Source organism: Cryobacterium sp. AP27 (genome assembly GCF_056680495.1).
In genome coordinates, this window is the sequence record NZ_CM155285.1 from 2,686,531 (window position 1) to 2,703,589 (window position 17,059).

The 17,059-nt window shown below is 66.8% G+C and carries 14 protein-coding genes; 3 read left to right on the top strand and 11 right to left on the bottom strand.

All coding sequences use genetic code 11. The annotated features are described in order from the left end of the window. Nucleotides 1-4 precede the first annotated feature (4 nt). The 10 genes from AC1MB9_RS12670 to AC1MB9_RS12715 all read right to left on the bottom strand — a co-directional run bounded on the left by AC1MB9_RS12670 (nt 5) and on the right by AC1MB9_RS12715 (nt 12,316). On the bottom strand, nt 5-1,003 hold the full coding sequence (locus tag AC1MB9_RS12670) for a GDP-L-fucose synthase family protein (protein WP_479962303.1): 999 nt from the start codon (nt 1,001-1,003) through the stop codon (nt 5-7). Between the two features lie 2 nt (nt 1,004-1,005). Further along, nucleotides 1,006-2,055 (bottom strand): GDP-mannose 4,6-dehydratase, encoded by a 1,050-nt coding sequence (gmd, locus tag AC1MB9_RS12675; protein ID WP_479962304.1) that lies wholly within the window; start codon nt 2,053-2,055, stop codon nt 1,006-1,008. Between the two features lie 60 nt (nt 2,056-2,115). Then, nucleotides 2,116-3,570: a glycosyltransferase gene (locus AC1MB9_RS12680; protein WP_479964643.1), complete on the bottom strand. Its 1,455-nt coding sequence runs from the start codon at nt 3,568-3,570 to the stop codon at nt 2,116-2,118. Continuing rightward, nucleotides 3,551-4,654 carry a glycosyltransferase family 4 protein gene (locus tag AC1MB9_RS12685; RefSeq protein ID WP_479962305.1) on the bottom strand — a complete coding sequence of 368 codons (1,104 nt, stop codon included), beginning with the start codon at nt 4,652-4,654 and terminating at the stop codon, nt 3,551-3,553. The genes AC1MB9_RS12680 and AC1MB9_RS12685 overlap by 20 nt, the downstream gene beginning before the upstream one ends. Then, nucleotides 4,651-5,829, bottom strand: coding sequence for a polysaccharide pyruvyl transferase family protein (locus tag AC1MB9_RS12690; RefSeq protein ID WP_479962306.1), 1,179 nt, complete (start codon nt 5,827-5,829; stop codon nt 4,651-4,653). Before AC1MB9_RS12690 ends, AC1MB9_RS12685 begins: the two co-directional genes overlap by 4 nt. Nucleotides 5,830-5,842: 13 nt before the next feature. Next, complete coding sequence (locus tag AC1MB9_RS12695) at nt 5,843-6,889, bottom strand: nitroreductase family protein (protein ID WP_479962307.1); 1,047 nt, start codon at nt 6,887-6,889, stop codon at nt 5,843-5,845. Then, on the bottom strand, nt 6,889-8,220 hold the full coding sequence (locus AC1MB9_RS12700) for a flippase (protein WP_479962308.1): 1,332 nt from the start codon (nt 8,218-8,220) through the stop codon (nt 6,889-6,891). Before AC1MB9_RS12700 ends, AC1MB9_RS12695 begins: the two co-directional genes overlap by 1 nt. Nucleotides 8,221-8,231: 11 nt before the next feature. After that, entirely contained in the window at nt 8,232-9,011 is a 780-nt protein-coding gene (locus tag AC1MB9_RS12705) for a WecB/TagA/CpsF family glycosyltransferase (protein WP_479962309.1), read from the bottom strand. A gap of 59 nt (nt 9,012-9,070) precedes the next feature. Then, a complete protein-coding gene (locus AC1MB9_RS12710) occupies nt 9,071-10,552 on the bottom strand; it encodes a sugar transferase (RefSeq protein ID WP_479962310.1) in 1,482 nt (493 codons plus the stop codon). A 348-nt stretch (nt 10,553-10,900) separates the two neighbouring features. Next, on the bottom strand, nt 10,901-12,316 hold the full coding sequence (locus AC1MB9_RS12715; protein WP_479962311.1) for a tyrosine-protein kinase domain-containing protein: 1,416 nt from the start codon (nt 12,314-12,316) through the stop codon (nt 10,901-10,903). A gap of 174 nt (nt 12,317-12,490) precedes the next feature. Between AC1MB9_RS12715 and galU the strand changes: the two genes are divergently transcribed. Then, a complete protein-coding gene (gene galU / locus AC1MB9_RS12720) occupies nt 12,491-13,384 on the top strand; it encodes a UTP--glucose-1-phosphate uridylyltransferase GalU (protein WP_479962312.1) in 894 nt (297 codons plus the stop codon). A 152-nt stretch (nt 13,385-13,536) separates the two neighbouring features. Here galU and AC1MB9_RS12725 read toward each other — a convergent pair whose 3' ends face one another. Continuing rightward, complete coding sequence (locus tag AC1MB9_RS12725; RefSeq protein WP_479962313.1) at nt 13,537-14,661, bottom strand: beta-propeller fold lactonase family protein; 1,125 nt, start codon at nt 14,659-14,661, stop codon at nt 13,537-13,539. A 267-nt stretch (nt 14,662-14,928) separates the two neighbouring features. On the opposite strand from AC1MB9_RS12725, the gene AC1MB9_RS12730 reads away from it, so the two are divergent. Both AC1MB9_RS12730 and AC1MB9_RS12735 read left to right on the top strand, forming a co-directional pair. Continuing rightward, complete coding sequence (locus tag AC1MB9_RS12730; RefSeq protein ID WP_479962314.1) at nt 14,929-16,179, top strand: ATP-binding protein; 1,251 nt, start codon at nt 14,929-14,931, stop codon at nt 16,177-16,179. A 77-nt stretch (nt 16,180-16,256) separates the two neighbouring features. After that, on the top strand, nt 16,257-16,991 hold the full coding sequence (locus AC1MB9_RS12735) for a response regulator transcription factor (RefSeq protein WP_479962315.1): 735 nt from the start codon (nt 16,257-16,259) through the stop codon (nt 16,989-16,991). The last annotated feature ends 68 nt before the right edge of the window (nt 16,992-17,059 follow it).

Below are 17,059 nucleotides of genomic sequence, written 5' to 3' on the forward strand. Positions count from 1 at the left end.
GGGGCTACTCTCGGAGGGTGTCGGCGTGCTCGCGGTACCACGCCACCGTGGATGCCAGGCCCTCGGCGAGGCCGATGTCGGCCGTCCAGCCGGCGGCGGCGAGTTTTCCCACGTCTAGCAGCTTCTGCGGGGTGCCGTCGGGGCGACTGACGTCCCACTCGGTGGTTCCCGCGTAACCCACCGCCCGAGCGACCGCTTCGGCGATCTCCCTGATGGTGACGTCGCGCCCGGTGCCCACATTGACCTGTTCGGGTCCGTCGTAGTTCTCAAGCAGGTGCAGGCACGCGGATGCCATATCGTCCACGTGCAGGAACTCTCGCCGGGGCGTGCCGGTGCCCCAGTTTGTGACGCTGCCTGCCCCGCTGGCCACGGCTTCGTCGTAGCGGCGGATCAACGCCGGCAGCACATGCGAGCCCTGCGGGGAGAAATTGTCGCCGGGCCCGTAAAGATTGGTCGGCATCGCCGAGATCCACGGGAGCCCATACTGCCGGCGCACGGCCTGAACCTGCAGTATCCCGGCGATCTTCGCGATGGCGTAGGCGTCGTTGGTGGGCTCCAGATGCCCGGTGAGCAGCGAGTCCTCCCGGATGGGCTGCTCCGCGAGCCGCGGGTAGATGCACGACGACCCCAGGAACAACAGCCGCTCCACTCCGTGCTTCAGGGCGGCATCGAGCACATTCGTCTGAATGAGCAGGTTGTCGCTGAGAAAATCCACCGGGAAGCTGTCATTGGCGAGAATGCCGCCGACCTTTGCCGCGGCGAGCACCACATAGCGTGGCTTCGTCTCGGCGAAGAAGGCGAATACCGCTGCGCGGTCCTTCAGATCGAGCTCGGCCGAGGTGCGCCCGACCAGGTCGGTGAACCCCTCCGACTGCAGGCATCGCCAGATGGCGGAGCCGACGAGGCCACGATGACCGGCGACGTAGAACCGGCCGGCGCGGTCGAGGGGTCCGGGCTCGAACTGCGCCTGGTCGCGGTTGTCCACGTGTTCTTCCACGGCCACGATTACCGTGTCCCCACGGCTTCGAGGGTGCCCCAGGAGGCAAGCTCGACCCGGTCGATCCAACGCCCGCCGGCGTGCTCAAGCGCGGTGATGTCGGCATCGACCATGATGCGGGCCAGTTCCGCCGTGTCAACGGTGGCCTTCCAGCCGAGCTTCGCTTCGGCCTTGGAGGCATCGCCGACGAGGGCGTCGACCTCGGTGGGGCGCAGGTACCGTTCGTCGAACTTCACGTGCTTTTCCCAGTCCAGGCCCGCGTGCTCGAACGCCGTCTGCACGAAGTCACGCACGGTGAAGTTGCCGCCGGTGGCGAGCACGAAGTCTTCCGGCTCATCAACCTGCAGCATCCGCCACATGCCCTCCACATACTCGGCCGCGTAACCCCAGTCACGGATCGAATCGAGGTTCCCCAGGTACACCTGGTCCTGCGTGCCGGCCTTGATCGCCGCAACAGCGCGAGTGATCTTGCGCGTCACAAACGTCTCGCCACGACGCGGCGACTCGTGGTTGAACAAAATACCGTTCACGGCGAACATGCCGTACGCCTCCCGGTAGTTCTTCGTGATCCAGTAGCTGTACACCTTCGCCGCACCATACGGAGAACGCGGATAGAACGGGGTATCCTCGTTCTGCGGCGGCGGCGTCGCACCGAACATTTCCGAACTCGACGCCTGATAGAACCGGCAATGAATGCCCGACATGCGCACCGCCTCCAGCAGGCGAATCGTGCCCATACCCGTCGTGTCGGCGGTGTGCTCCGGCTCATCGAACGACACCCGCACGTGCGACTGCGCAGCCAGGTTGTACACCTCGTCCGGCTTGATCTCCGCCAGCAGCGTCGACAAACGCGACCCATCACTCAGGTCGCCGTAGTGCAGGAAGAGCTTCGCGCCGGTATCGTGCGGGTCAACATAAAGGTGATCAATGCGAGACGTATTGAACGTCGACGCCCGCCGAATCAGGCCGTGAACCTCGTAGCCCTTACCGAGCAACAGCTCCGCGAGGTAAGAACCGTCTTGCCCGGTGATCCCGGTAATAAATGCGCGTTTCGTCATGCTTCTCCTTATATATGCGTACAGCGTCGTGTTGAGTCAGTGGGCCCCGCGTGACCTGGGTCAGGGGCGGGGCAGGTCCTTGATTTTTCGAGCCGGATTACCGGCGACCGCGGTGTACGCCGCGACGGGCTTCACAACGACGGCGCCGGCGCCGATCCGAGCGCCTTCGCCCACGACGATGTCGCCGAGGATGAGCGCGCTCGCGCCCACGACCACGCCGTCGCCGATCACGGGGCAGCCGCCGCCGGCCTCCTGGTGGCCGATCGTGACGCCATTGCGCAGCACGACCCCGCTGCCGAGGCGCGCATGGTCATTGACGACCAGGCCGGTGCCGTGGTAGATGGTGAGGCCGGGGCCCACAGTCGTCTTGGGGCGCAGCTCGATCCCGAGTAGGAACTCGGTGAACAGCCGGTGCACCACGACGAAGGGCAGGGAGATCGCACGAGGGCGGTCGAGGTCGCCCATCATGAGCTGAGACACCCGGAACGAGAGCAGCACGAGGGCGGCCTTCGGGTCGCGCGGGTTGGCACGCAGGTCGGCACGCAGGGCCCGGCGAAAGTCGCTGCCGGTGACCGTGCGCCGGCGATCGGCCGCGTCGGCCGCCGCATCGATGGCCGGGTGGGCGCGGCCGGTCGGCAGCTTCCGGGCCAGTCGCTTGAGCCCCCGGCCGCCGAGGGGCACCGGGTTGGCGAGCACGGCCAGGGCGGTGTAGCCCAGCCGGGTCGGCAGCGAGCGGTGTGAGGTGTGCTCGGAGGCGCGGCGCAGCCAGACCAGGCTGCGCACCTCGGCCGCGCTGCGCGCCTGGGCCGGGGTGCCGGTGTGGCGGGCGTAGTGCAGACGGATGCTGTCGGCATCGAGGATGCTGCTGCGCGGGGACGCGCCGCTCTTGCCGCCGACCCACTGGTACACGCAGGCGACCTCCTCGTGCACCAGGATCTCCCCGAGCAGGGAACCGCGCACGATGAGCTCGTAGTCTTCGCCGAAGCGCGGCCAGACGCCTGCAGGATCACTCCCGATGACCTGGCGCAGGCTCGCGGTGCGCCAGACGAAGGCGGCGGGCGGGCCGGGGGCGTGGCCGCGGGCGATCAGGCTGGCCGCGGTGACCCCGTCGGGCCAGTGGCGCAGGTCGCGGCGAGCGCCACCATGGCCGATGCCGACCGTGCGGCCCTGAGCGGCCACGGCGTCGGGCGCCTCGACCAGCTGGCGAAGCGACTCGGCGACGCCGGCAGCCACGATGGCGTCATCGGAGTCGAGCAGCACCGCAAAGGGCTCCTCCACCGCGGCGATGCCCGTGCGGCGGGCGGCGGCGGCACCCGCGTTCGTCTGGATGATCACCGTACAGCCCAGATCGGTCGCGAGCTCGCTGGTGGCGTCGGTGGAGCCGTCGTCGACGACGAGGATCGTCGTCGCGCCGGCCGCACGTGCGCTCGCGACGGTGTCGGTGATGGTGCGTTCGGCGTTGTATGCCGGGATGATGGCGGCGAATGCGTCGTCTTTAGTGGGTGAGAGTGTGATTCCAGGCCTCCTCGTATGCGTTGCGTGAGTATTTCGCGGTGAACTGCTCGCGGGCGGCGCGGGCCATCTGCCCGCGGGTTTCGGGCGATCCGATCAGCTCCTGCACCGCACCGAGCATTCCGGCATCGTCGCCCACGGTGAGCAGACGCCCGGTCGCCCGGTCGTCGACGAGGTCGCCGATACCGCCGATATCAAAGGCCACAACCGGAAGACCGGCCGCCATCGACTCCACGAGAACCAGCGGTTGCGCTTCGAAGGGGTAGCGGCTGGGGAAGACGAGCAGGCTCGCCTGCTGCAACAGCTCCCATTTTCGCTCCGGCCCCACGGGGCCGAGCACGTCGGTGTTGGCTCCGGCGGCCACTCGCAACTCTCCGAGCTGGTCGTCGCTTACAGGGGCGCCCGCGGCGACGAACCGCACCGGGCTCCCTTGCCGGCCGAAGTGCTCGGCCAGGGCGAGGAACTCACCGAGGCCCTTCTCCGGAATGAAGTTTGAGAGGAACAGCACGGTGAGTTCGTCGGTCTCGGCGGTGCTGGTCGAGCCCAGCGCCGCCGGCACCCGGTGCGGTGTGTTGGCGATCGAAACGATGCGGGCGTCGGGGGCGAGACCGCGCACATCCGCTTCGAGGGCGCCGCTGAGGCACACCAACGTCTGGGCGCTCGTCAGCAACCGGCGCACCAGGAATGCCCACACCCGGCCGCGCTCGGCCAGGGCGGTGTACCCCTGAGTGTGCAGGTAGCCGATGGTCGGGATGCGAAAGCGCCGCAGGATCTCGGCGAGGGCGCAATCCACGAGGAACGACGCCGTGCGATTGGTCATGAAGAACACGACCTGGCGGGGCCGCCGGCGCACGATCGCCCCGAACAAGCGGCCGATCAGGCCCCCGGCGGCGGCCACTTTGCCCGGCTTGAAGGCGCCGACCTCACCGACGTCCTTGCTGAACCGACGGTCGATCAGCCGATACGGCCGCCCCAGCCCGTCGAGGGTTTCCAGGAACACCACGCTCATCACGGTCGAGCCGTGGAAGGGCGGCGGCACCTGGCTAATGACGATCACGTCGCCGGTCGTACCGGCCTGGCCGCTCACGAACTCACCCGCCCGTGAACGAGCAGCGTCTGGACCTGGGTCCAGACACTGTCGATCGCGGCAACGAGCCGCGGTTTCGCCGTGGCGAGGGCGAGGGCGTATTCCGTGTCCGCGCGAATCGCCTGGAGCTCGGCAACAGACGCCTCGGCATCCATCGGGTCGACCAGGCCGCGGGCGACGCCGAAGTCCTCGAGCAGTGCGCCGTACTTGTGTGACCAGGAGTGCGCGACCGCCGGCACGCCCTGGGCGAGGGCGCTGACGAGGGCGTGGTAGCGGCCCGCAATGATTCCGCTGCACGAGCCGATCAGGCGTTTGGCCTCGAGGCCGTCGGTGGGCACGGTCACCTCCACGTCGGATTGTTGGGCCTTCACGGCGGCAATGACGCCGGGGTCGCCGTGCGCGGAGTGGATGAGGAAGAAGGGTGACAGCCCGTCGGCGGCGAGCGCGCGGTAAATGCTGAGCAGGGAGGAGGCGTAGCGGGCGGCGGCATCCGGTTCGCTCGACCGGTTCGCGAGGTTGACGTTGGGCACGATCGCGACCCGGCCGGTGACGCTCGAGTCTGCCGGCGGCGTGACCGTCGGCGCGTGTGCCTCGAGGGCGATGGTGATGTCCGGGCAGAGCAGCATTCCGGCGTCGGTTCCGCGCAGGGCGGCCACGTGCGCGAAGGACTCACGGTCGCGGGCGCAGATCAGGTCCACGTGGGAGAACAGCTCACGGGAGGCTGCGGCAACGTCGGGCTTTTTGAAGGGCCCGAACGCTTGAGGGAGCAGCACGATCGGCTGCCCGCGCGCGCGCAGGCGGGCGAAGGTGGCCGCGTCGCGCCGAATGGAGTCAGGGTTCCACTGGTCACCGATGGCGAATCCGGAGGCGTCGAGCACCCCGGAGAGGTGCCGGGCGGAGTAGAGGTCGAGGCGGTGCGCCAGGGGCAACGGCAGCAAGTCGACGCCGAGGCTTTCGAGGCGGCCGAACTTGGGAACGCTCAGGTAGCCGCCAATGTCCCAGCGGTGACGCAGGTCCGTGGAGACCCGGCGCACATCTGCTGCGATGCGCACCTGCTCGGTGGCCATGCGCTCCTGGGCGGCGCGCAGCAGCAGCTCGGCGCCGCCATTGTGCGAGCCGACACCGCGCACGAACACGACGTGTTCGGGCGACGTGGTCTGAGTTACGTCGGTCATGGTCTGAGTTTTGTTAAACATGCGCCTCCAAGGATCGATAGCTGCGAACCTGCTCGAGTGAGAGTTTCGGTGATGCGGGCGCGAGGCCGTCGGGGTCGCCGTAGCCGAAGGCAACGAGCATGACGACCCGTTCGTACGGTTCCAGACCGATGAGCTCGCGCATGGCACGCTCGGGGGCTTTCATATCGGGCCAGTTGATGCAGCATGACGACACCCCCGACGCTTCGAGGGCGTAGACGAGGCCCATGGCGGCGAGGCTGCCGTCAATGTAGATCAGGTGCCGATCGCGTTCGTCCTGATAGGCCGACAGGTCGCCCACGATCACGGCGACGGATTGCAGATTCTGCACATACCCGGTGGTTCCGCCGGCGATCCGGGCGACCGCGCGGGCATCCGCCGGGGTGTCGAAGATACGCACCTGGTAGGGCACCCGGTTGCAGGCGGTGGGCGATTGCAGGGCAATATCCACGGCGCGGTCGACCAGGACGCGGTCCACCGGACGGTCCTGGTACCAGCGCACGGAACGGCGGTGATGCGCCAGCGCCTCGAGGTGGCCCGGGTCGAAGTCGATGGGTGGCACTGCGGGCAAGGCAGGCCCGCAGTAGGGCGTTTCGGATTCCAGCTCAATCAGCGCGTAGGCCGTACGCGCCCGGGCGATGATGTGGCTCGTGCTCGTGGCCGTCGCCTCAATGTAGCCGTCGAGCACGTCGCGGGCCCAGGCGACGGTTTCGTCCCCGAGCACACCCAGGCGTACCGAACGCTCGAGCCGCTCGAGCAGCTCGAGTATGTAGCCGGTCGCGAAGGTGTCGCGGCGGGGTCGCATGGTGAGGCCCTTTTCGATCATGTGGATGCGCCGGCGCAGTTCGAAGACCTCGGTCCCGGCCTGCGTCTTGCGGTGGTGCTCCCGAATGCCGTGGAATACCGCCGATGTCTCGCGGCTGAAGACATTGCGCACGAAACGGTAGTGGAACCCGTGCGACCCGTAGCGGTAGAGCGCCCGGTTGCCGTCGTCGCGGGTGCGCTTCAAACGCTCGCGCAGTTTGCCGGTGATGAGTTGCATTATTTGCCGGAACCTTTCCGAAGTCGGTGCAGAAGAAGTCGTATGGGGGCGAGGGGGGCGAGGGTCATCATCACGGCGACGCCGAAGGTGCTGCGACCGAAGAAGCAGAACAAATAGGACGCGGCGGAGTAGGCGACGACGGTGGCCCAGGCCGAGCCCACAATCCCGAACTCGGGGATCAGGGCGATGTTGAGCGCGATACTCAGTGCGGCGCCCACGCTGTGGCGCAGCAGCGACAGCCACAGCAGGCCTTCGGCCACGATCCATTTGCTCAGAATCGCGGCCATAAAGACGAACGGACACGCCAACACGTGCACCATGAGCACCGTCGCAGACTCCGCATATTCCGCCCCGAACAGCAGCGGAACGAGCCAGTCGGCGGTGGCGAGCGTGCCGATCACGACGACAATGCCAAACCAGAATGCGGCATCGAAACCGCGCTGCAGCTGGTGGCGGTACTCAGGGCTGCGGTTTCCGAACTTCTCGCGCACGTCGAGCAGATTGGGGAACGTGGCACTCATATACGAGGTCGGCAGAATGTACAGGATCTCACTGAGCCGGGCGGCGGCCGCGTACAGGCCGACGCTGGTATTGCCCGACAGCGCCTGGATGATGACGATGTCGGCACGCAGGTTGATCTGATTGGCTATGCCGGAGATCGCGAGCGGGGTGGCGTGCCGGGCCAGCGTACGGGTCTCGGCGCCCTCGGCCTTCTTGAAGGGCGAGTTGCCGGTTGCGCGGCGGTACTGCACCGAGATGAGCACACCGTTCGTGATCTGCTCGGCGACGAATAGCAGGATGAGGCCCATCACGGTCGGCGCCCAGAACAGCAGGCCGAGTCGCAGAACAAAGAACACGACGGCTGTGCCGATGCGCACGAGGGCCGGTTCCTTGGTGCGCAGCCGCGCCTGGAACCACAGCTCGGGGGCGTCGAGAACCCGAGCGATGACGGCCAGGCAGGCCACGATCGTAACGGCCAGCACCGACTGGTCGGCGCTGGCGAGCGCGAAGAGTGCAAAACCCACGTACACGACCAGCGCCATCATTTCGCGAATGAAGAAAAGCGAGGCAAGAATCCTCGCGGAGTCCTGTTCCCGAATGCGCAACTCGCGAATGGCGAGCCCCTGCAGCCCGGAGGCCATCACGGCCACACCGAGGGAGGCGAGGGTGATGGCGTAGCTGTAGGCGCCGAAGTCGGAGACCGACACGAAGCGCACCAGCACAATGCTGAAGGCGCCCGTGAAGACGAGGGTCGTCACCTGCTGGGCGACGGCCCACAATCCGTTCTGTTTCGGCGTCCCGGCTATGACCGGGGGCGTGGTATCACTCATCGACTGCCCGGCTAGCGCGCCGGCGCCAGAAGCGACGCCTTAAGAAAGCGGGCGTTTCCGAAGACGTACCGCTTCCAGAGGCGTCGCGGCTCGCTCGCGAACCGGTAGACCCATTCGAGCCCGGCGTTTGTCATCCATGCGGGGGCCTCGGGCGTGGCGCCTGCGGCAAAGTCGATGGCTGCACCGATGGCGACAGCCACGACCGGCAGATTCTTCGCGAGACGCTGGGCTTCATGGTCCTGCTTGGGTGTGCCGAGGCCCACCCAGACGATGTCGGCGCCACTGGCCCGGATGCGGTCGTCCTGCGCCTGCAATTCGTCGGAGTCGAGCACGCGAAACGGCGGGCTCTCCACTCCGACGATATCGATTCCCGGGAATTTCGTGTGCAGGCGACTGCTGAGACTGTCGAGCACATCGTCGGTCGAGCCGAGCACGAAGTGCCGGATTCCGTGTTCGCGGCCTTTGTCGAAGACGTCGAGGAACAGCTGCGGGCCGCGTACCTGTTCCAGGCGCGGGGACTGGCCGCGCAGGGCGGAGATCCAGCCGATCGGCTTGCCGTCGGGAAAGTTCAGGGCCGGAGCAGCAAGCACATCGGAGTAGCTGACGTGCTGATCGGCGAGGGCAACGGTGTAGGCGTTGGCGAGGTGGACATGGGTGCCTTCCTGCGTCGCCTCGGCGGCCAGTTCCACGATGTGCTGGCTGGCGTCGTGCGGGGTGCTGGAGGCAAATTCCACCCCGCCGATCCACTGAGTCAATTCCGCGGGTAGCGTCGTGCTGATGGGTTGCTTCACGTGAGATCCCTTAGGTTGTCGTTCAAGTGCGGGCGATGTCGGTTCGAGCGCGGGCTGGCTCAGTAGGCTCCGTCGCGGCCGACGACGGCCTTGGCGGTTCGCCAGAGAATCACGATGTCGCCAATGGTCGACCAGTTCTCCACGTAGTAGAGGTCCAGCCGCACGGTGTCTTCCCACGACAGGTTCGATCGGCCGCTGACCTGCCAGAGCCCGGTAATGCCGGGCTTGACGAGGAAGCGTCGATGCACGTGGTTTTCGTATTCGTTGACCTCGCGCTCAAGCGGGGGCCGCGGGCCTACGAGCGACATAGTGCCGAGGAACACGTTCATGAGCTGGGGCAGTTCGTCGAGACTGAAGCGGCGCAGGAAACGCCCGACGGGCGTCACCCGGGGGTCATTCTTCATCTTGAACATCACCGCGTTGCCCTCCACCCGACTCTCGGATTGCAGGGCGTCGAGGCGAACCTCCGCATCGATGACCATGGAGCGAAACTTGAGCATGTTGAAGTGGCGGCCGTTGATGCCCACCCGGTTCTGGCGAAACAGCACCGGCCCCGGGGTGCTCACACGCACGGCGAGCGCGATTCCGGCCAGGGTCGGCGCGAGGAGCACCATGATGATGCTCGACGCCACGATGTCGAAGGCGCGCTTGGCAAAAAGCTTGCGGCCCTCGTAGCGCGGGGTCTCCACGTGGATGAGCGGCAGGCCCGACACCGGGCGGGTGTGGATGCGGGGGCCGCCGATGTCGGTGAGGCTCGGCGCCACGACGAGGTGCTGACGGCCCGGTTCGAGGCTCCAGCTCAGTTCGCGGATGCGGGCCGGTGGAAGTTCGTCGCTGCTGGTGATGACTACCGTGTCGGCGCCGGTGCGTTCCAGTACCGCATGGAGGGAATCGAGGTCGCCGAGCACGCTCACGGCGGTGTCACCCAGGCGAGTTCCGGCCAGGCCGTCGGGCACACAGGCCCCCACCACTCGGTAGCCGGCCTCGCTGCGGTCGAGTAGTTCGGCGGCGATGTGCGCGGCTGTGGTCGGTGAACCCACGAGCAGCACATGACTGGAGTAGCGGCCGTGACGGCGTTGCACGCCGAGCCATTGACGCCACAGCCAGCGCCAGAGGAGAAGCGCGAACACACCGAGCGGCAGGGCGATCAGAATGTAGCCGCGCGCGACATCCACCTGGAATATGTACGCGCCGAGCGCCACGAAGGCGAATAGGTGCAACGAGGCAGTGGAGACGTTCTTGTATTCCTCGGAACCGGTGCCCAGCACTCGAGAATCACGGGTGCTGTAGATATGCAGCATCGCCATCCACCCGATAATGATGATCACAGAGACGACGCTGTAGTTGATCATGAGTGGCGTGGTGGAGTCGCGGAATTTGACGTCGGCGGCATCCGATCCAAACCACGCGATCTGCACGCCGAAGACCACCCAGAGGAGCACGACCAGATCGGTCACGGTCAGGTACAGGGCGTAGCGGCGGCGCCAATCCAAGGTCGTCGTGGGGCCGACAACCCCGGTTTCGGTCAGGATCTTGCTCATAAACTCCTCGTACGGCGGCCGAGTCGCCGCATCGTTCGCTCGCTTCGTGGTCGTTTCAGGACAGGGGTCCGACACCCAGCCACACGGGGCTGACGGCATCGGAACTGGCAACTCTGCCGGGCAACGTCTCCACTGGGATCAGACCAGGAGACAGCCCGTCGGAGCCTCGTTCGAGACGGGCGACAGGGCGGTCGGCTGCACTCCCGCACGTTCCGGAAGACCGACCACTGGTCGAATGTACCCCATGAGGGTTACAACTTCATGAATCGCGTATGAGAGGGCAGGCCAAGTGAATGCGTTCGAATACTCCGCCCGCGAATGCGGGGTCGCGCAGCAGCGCACGCCGCTCTACGATACGACTCTGCTCGGTATCACGGCCGGGGTGGCGACCGGGGCGGCCGCATCCTGACCGTACGCGTAGCCGTAGTGTCCATACCCCGAGGCGTCCGGGCCCTTGGTCGGCAGCATCGTGAGAACCAAGCCCGAGATACGGGCACCCACGTTGTCAAGGGCGGCGATCGCCCCTGTCAACTGGTTTTTCTGGGTGCGACCGGCGGCGACCACCACAATGGCGCCACCCACGTTCTTGGCCAAGACGGCCGCGTCGGTGACGGGCAGCAGGGGCGGACTGTCGTAGATGACCACGTCGAAGGTGCGGTTGAACTCCGCGATGCATTGGCTCATGCGCTCCGATCCGAGCAGTTCGCTCGGGTTGGGCGGCACGTGGCCGGCGGCAAGGACGAACAGCTGGCCCGCGCCCCAGGGCTGCACGACATCGTCAAACTCGGCGCGCCCCACGAGCAGATCGGTGAGGCCCACCGCGCCTTCGACTCCCATGTACTCCGCGACTTTGGGGCGGCGCAGGTCGGCGTCCACAAACAGAACGCGGGAGCCTGTGTCGGCGAGGGCGATGGCCAGGTTGGCACCGGTGGTGCTTTTGCCTTCAGCCTCGATCGAGGAGGTCACCACGAAGGACCGGTCAGCGCGGCCCACGTCAAGGAATTGCAGGTTGGTGCGCAGGCTACGGAACGATTCGGCGCGCGGGCTGCGCGGATCGACGTGCACGATGAGCGGCCGGTCTTTTGCTTTCGGATCGAAGACGATGTCGCCGAGTACGGGCACGTCGGTGATTCTCTCCACGTCGCGCCGGTTGCGGATTCGGGTGTCGGCCGCCTCGCGCAGCACGGCGCTGCCAAGCCCCAGCGCCAGTCCCACCAGGGCGCCCAGGGCGACGTTGAGCGGTACGTTCGGGCTGTCGGGATCGACGGGAACTGTGGCGTTCTGCGCGACGGTGAGTTTGACCGGCGTGACCGCTTCGGCCCCGCCCGGAGTCTCGATCTCCTTCACGACAGCGGTGAGGCTCTCCGACGTGGCGTTGGCGATCTCGGCCGCGCGCTCAGGATCAGTGTCGAGGACCGTAATGGCGATGATCGATGTGTCGAGCGGGGCGGAGGCCGCCACGCGGAGGGCGAGTTTGTCCGGCGACGTATTGAGCCCCAGGGAGTCGATCACGGGTGCGAGCACCAGCGGCGTCGCCGCGAGGTCGGCATAGGTCTTCACACGCTGCACGGTGAAGGCGTTCCCCTGGGCGAGATCGCTGGTGCTTCCGCCCGACTGGGTCGACACGAATATCTTGGCGGTGGCGCTGTACGCCGGGTTCTGCAGCACAGAGAACGCGGCGGCGACGGCGACGCCCGCCAGGGTGATCATCACGATGAGCACCCAGCTCTTGCGCAGGATTCGAAGGTAATCGCGAAGTTCCACTAAGTGGCCCCCAATGACAGAAAGGAGGGCGCCGCATGCCGACACCCTCCGAGAGGCTGCCACACAAGGTTGGCAAAAGGCCCAGCCGCGCACAGGGAGCACGCACTTCCGCAGTGCCGTGGGCGGGGCGACGCTGTAACCATCCGCTCATTTCAGCCCGCTAGCATGACCCCAATGAGCTCATCAATTACGAAGGCCATCATTCCCGCAGCCGGGCTCGGCACCCGATTCCTGCCCGCTACCAAGGCAATGCCCAAGGAAATGCTTCCCGTCGTCGACAAGCCGGCAATCCAATACGTGGTCGAAGAGGCGGTTGCCTCCGGCCTCGACGACGTGCTCATGGTCACGGGGCGCAACAAGAACGCACTCGAGAACCATTTTGATCGTATGACTGAACTTGAGGCCGTTCTCAAGCAGAAGGGTGACCAGGCCAAACTCACCAAGGTGGAACACGCCACAGGACTGGCCGATATGCACTACGTGCGACAGGGCGACCCGCTCGGTCTGGGCCACGCGGTATTGCGCGCAAAGAAGCATGTCGGCGACGAGCCCTTCGCCGTACTGCTCGGCGACGACATTATCGATTCCCGCGATCCGCTTCTTGGAAAAATGCTCTCTGAACAGCATAAACGGAACACCACGGTGATCGCGCTCATGGAGGTGGACCCGCAACAGATCCATATGTATGGCGCTGCGGCGATCGAGGCCACCGACGATCCCGACGTGGTTCGGGTGACGGGTCTGGTGGAGAAGCCCGCCGCCGAAGACGCGCCTTCGAACCTGGCGATCATCGGCCGCTACGTGTTGCGCCCCGAGGTATTCGACGTGCTCGAGCACACCGAGCCGGGCAAAGGCAATGAGATTCAGCTGACCGACGCGCTGCAAGAGATGGCGGTGACCCCCGAGGCAACCGGCGGCGTCTACGGCGTCATCTTTCGTGGCCGCCGTTACGACACCGGCGACCGCCTCGACTATATCAAGGCCATCGTCCAGCTTGCCGTGGACCGCGACGACCTCGGCCCCCAGCTGCGCCCCTGGCTCCACGAGTTCACCGCCCAGCTCGACTGACCCGGCTCACCCGCTCTCCTGCAGAGGATGCGGTGGCAGGCACGTGCGCCCATGTTGAGCGTGACCGACATCGCAAAGACGTGCTCCCCCGGGCGAACGCGACGCTGTGAGGGGGGGGTGGAAGACCCGGTTCGACCCGGTCTCACCGCTCGTCAGCGTCGCTGGGGCGACCTATGTCCCTCGACCCGGCCCGGCCGGGGTACTGCGGAAGCCGGTGCCGGGCCACCGCCGAGAGCGACAGCGGTGATCAACCCGCGCAACGCTGAAGGCGGTGCGTGACTGCCCGACGCATCCGACCCCGAACGCAGCGCCGGGTCGAGCCTGATCACCGACACCGTGTCGCTGCCGCCATCGACGACATGAGCGCTCGTGCCATCGGGGCTGAACTGCACCGCGACCGGGCGGGTGCCGACAGAGATGGTTTCGCCGACCGTGTTGGAGACCACGTCAATGATCGAAACGCTGTGATCGCTCGGGTTGGTGACATAGACGGTGCTGCCGTCGGGGCTGACGGCGGCACCGCTGGCGCCGCGGCCCACCGCGATGACGGTTTCGACCACGCTGTCACTGGTGTTGATGACCGAGACGTTGCCGCCGCCGTGCGAGACGTAGGCCGATGCGCCGTCGGGAGTGAAGGCGATCCCGGCCGGGTAACCGCTGCTCAGGGTGATGGTTCGACTCACCGTGCCGGCACGCACGTCGACGACGGACACGGTGCCGGCGCGAAAATTCGACACGTAGGCGCGCGCAGAGTCGGGGCTGAACGCCACGTCGCGGGGGTCATGGCCGACAGCAATCGTCTCGCTGAGCGCCCGACCGGCGGCCACGTCGATGACCGAGACGGTGTCGTCGCTCGAATTCGTGACATAGGCGACGGTGCCGTCGGCGTTGAACGCCACCGAGTTCGGAAAGCAGCCGACATCGATCGGGTCGCGCAGGGTGCCATCCGCCAGGTTGATGACGGCCACACGATCTTCGTTCGGTTCGGTGACGTAGGCGAGCCGGCCGTCGGGGCTGACCGCGATCGCCCGGGGGTGTTCCCCCAACACGATCGTGTCGATGACGAGGCCGGTGCCCACGTCAATGACCGAGATGTCCTTCGAAATCGAGTTGGGAACATAGGCGGTGCTGCCGCTGGGGTGGAAGACCACATCGCACGGCAGTGTTCCCACGGCGAGGCGGGTGCTCACCGGCGCGGTCGAGCGCGTCCCGCTGTCGACGAAGACGGATGCTGCGCGTGCGATCGCCGCGCCGACCCTGCAGATAAGTCCCTGCATGAGCGCGAACCTACGGGGCAGCCGGGGTCGCCGTCGTGAGGAACGGCCTGTCGGCGCCGAGCGTGATTCGTGCGGGAGAGTCGATGTGCGGGGTTGCGTGCGTCATGGTGCGGCAGACCTTTCCACTGGAATCTTTGTTGGGTGGGTATGTCTCCCAAGCGTCACCGGCCAAGCTCAGGATTGACAGCAGAAATCCCCGCTGAATCCGCAGGATTCTCCCAGTTCTCCGCCCGGCAATGGCTAGGCTACGTTCAGGGGGCCATCCACATGTCGAGACACTTTGAGGGCTATGCCCGCTCCCTGCTGGAGTTTCAGATCGTGATGCTCGGGGCGCTGATCGTGGTGGGTACGGCGCTGATCTTGGGGCGCCCGAACAGCATTGACCCGATCATCTACGCCACCGGGGCGGGCATGATCGTGCTCGCGACGGTGGCGACCGTGGCTTGGCACCGCAACGAGCTGTTTCAGCGCTTCTCGCTGCTGCTGGGGCTGATCGACATCGTGGCCCTTCGCGTGACCGCGCTGGCCGATGACTCCATGGTCTCGAGCGGCGGCCTGCTGCTCATGCTGCCAATCATCTGGATCGCGTACACGTTCGGCCCCTGGGGCTTCGTGATCTGCCTCGCGCTCGTGGCCGGCACGAGCCCGCGGAGCTTCCTGATCGGCTATGTCAATTTCGACGCCAGCGATTTCACCCGACTGATCGCCTTTCCGCTGATCATGATCATCATGGCGGCCGCTGCGGGCGTGTCGGGCACCCGCATCCGCCGCAAAAGAGCGGAACTCGCCGAGCAGACCGTGCTCACAGAGCGCGCGGTGCGAGCCCGCGACGACCTGATCGAAGCGGTGACCCACGAGCTGCGCACGCCGCTCACCTCCATTCTGGGCAACGCCGAGCTCGTGCAGCGCCGGAGCGAGGAGCCCCTGACGGTGCAGCGGCGGGCCGGGGTGATTGTGCGCAACGCCGAGCAGATGGAGGGGATCCTCTCCGACCTGCTGCTCGGGCGCAGCACCGCGAGCGCCCAGCTCACGCTGCAGACCATGACCACCGACGTGCGGGAGATCCTCGACACGTCCGTGGCAGCGAGCCGGGCAGCCGCCGATGCGCGCGAGGTCGCCATCGACATGGCCGTGGCCGATTCGCTCTGGGCCGAGGTGGACCCGTACCGCATTCGGCAGGTGCTCGACAATCTGCTTACCAACGCCATCAAGTACAACCGTGTGGGCGGCACCGTGACCGTGACCGTGACGCGCACGGCCGACACGATGACGCTCGCGGTCACCGATGGTGGGGACGGCATCGCCGACGCGGAACTTGAGCGGGTGTTCGAACCGTACTACCGCACCGACGCCGCGCGCCGGTCGGCCCAAAACGGCACCGGCCTCGGCCTGGGCATCAGCCGTGACATTGCCCGGCGGCACGGCGGCGACCTGCGCATCGTCGAGTCGTCGAGTGCCGGCAGCCGCTTGGAGCTGAGCCTGCCACTGGGCGCGGTGAGGGCTGCCGCGCTGTCGTAGCTGAGGCCGGCGGTGCCGGGGCGGGGCGGTTGCGCAGGTCTTTGGGTAGGGTTCGAGGAGATGAGAGATGGGGCGCCGTGACGGAGACCGCTGAGCGCGTGGCCGTGGTGATCGACGACGATGGCGACGTACGTGAGCTAATCCAGACGATCCTGATCGAGGCCGGTTTCGCGGTGAAGCTCGCCGAAAATGGAATCGACGGCATCGCCCTCGTGACCGCGCACGCCCCCACGCTGATCACTCTCGACGTGAACATGCCCGGCATGGACGGCTTCGAAACCCTGCAGCGCATTCGGGCGATCAGCCGGGCGCGCATCATCATGATTTCGGCGCGGTTCGACGAGATTGATGTGGTGCGTGGACTCAGCGCCGGCGCCGACGATTTTCTGGCCAAACCGTTTCGCACGGGGGAGCTGCGGGCGCGCATCGACGCGGTGGTGCGCCGAGAGCCGCTTCCGGCCGAGCCCGAGCCGGCAGCGAGCGGATGGCTGGAGCATGACGGCGTGCGTCTCAACCCGGCGCGGCGACTGGTGGAGGCGGGCGGCACACCGGTCGCGCTCACCCGCAGCGAATTCGATCTGTTCGCGCGGCTGATGGAGCCCGGCGACCGCGTGCACAGCAAGGCCGAGCTCATTCTGGAGCTGCGCGGAGACAGGTATGCCACGAGCGGGCTCGTGACGGCGGCCGACAAGCGTTCTCTGGAGGTGCACGTCGCCAATGTGCGCAAGAAGATCGGGCGTAGCGCGGCGGGCAGGGACCGCATCGAGACCGTGCGCGGCGTCGGCTACCGGCTGGCGGGCGCCCGCCCGTAGTAGAGTCCACCGGCGCGGCGCGGCGCACACGTCGCCGCGGGAGACCAAGCCTGGGCCAGGCAGCACTC